The 951-nt window shown below is 67.4% G+C and carries 1 protein-coding gene and 1 pseudogene; one reads left to right on the plus strand and one right to left on the minus strand.

All coding sequences use genetic code 11. The features are described 5' to 3' along the window. Positions 1 to 13 precede the first annotated feature (13 nt). Positions 14 to 163 (plus strand): iron hydrogenase small subunit, encoded by a 150-nt coding sequence (locus ACT84W_RS10735; protein ID WP_444329213.1) that lies wholly within the window; start codon positions 14 to 16, stop codon positions 161 to 163. Positions 164 to 462: 299 nt separating this feature from the next. Here ACT84W_RS10735 and ACT84W_RS10740 read toward each other — a convergent pair. Beyond that, a pseudogene (locus ACT84W_RS10740) lies at positions 463 to 951 on the minus strand (aldose 1-epimerase family protein); the annotation flags it as partial.

The raw sequence follows: 951 nt of genomic DNA on the forward strand, positions 1-951 counted from the left end.
GCGCGCCCGCGTCCTGCGCTCGCTCGACAAGGGCGCCCAGGTGCGCTTCAGCCACGAGAACCCTGATGTCCTCGCGTGCTACAAGGACTACCTCGGCGAGCCGCTTTCCGAGAAAGCCGAGCACCTTCTGCACACCGATCACTCGGCTTGGTACATGCCTTAGCACAAGCCGTTCGGGCCGTCCTAAGCGGAGCTGAACCTCACGCACAATCTGGGAGGCCCCCGTCGCCGGCATCGCGCCGACCACGGGGGTCTCTCAGGTTCTATGCGTGAGGTAGCGACCTCCAGCGGTTCCGTGTTCCACCCGCGAGCTCTCCCTAGCTTCGCATCCTGACTGCCGACGAACCCAAGGCGCCCTCCGCCCCTCTTCATGCGAGTCGAGAGCGCAGCGAACGAGCGAGCCGCGCAGCGGCGAGCGCCGAGCAATGAAGAGGGGCGGAGGGCGCCCCTGCGCGCGAAAGCCTAGAACGGCGTGATGGTGAAGGAGAGCTCGCAGGTGGATCCCGGGGCGAGCTCGATGGTGTCGCGCTTGTCCTCGAATCTGCCCGACTCGTCGTAGGCGTCGGCGCAGCCGTGCCACGGCTCGATGGCGACGAAGGGCGCGTCCGCGCTCGCCGTCCACACTCCGAGGTAGTCGAAGCCGGGGAACTCGAGCTCGACGCCGTGGCCGGACTTCTTGCCCACGAGGCTCACGCGGTTGCCGGGGACGTCGCAGAACACGATCGTGAGCAGGCGCTCGATCAGCTCGTGCGAGAGGTCCATCTCGCGCGCGTCCTTAAAGAGGGTCGTCATCTGGCCGAAGTCGTGGAAGCCGGACTCGTCGATGCGGGGCACCTTGGCGGTCCACTTCTCGGGGAAGAGGAGCTTGTAGTCGTCGAAGGCCTCGCCCTCGGCGCCGGGGACGGGGACGTTGAAGGCGGGGTGGCCGCCGAGCGTGAACGGCAGCTCGAC

Source organism: Paratractidigestivibacter sp. (assembly GCF_052362415.1).
In the GTDB taxonomy this organism is placed as follows: domain Bacteria; phylum Actinomycetota; class Coriobacteriia; order Coriobacteriales; family Atopobiaceae; genus Paratractidigestivibacter.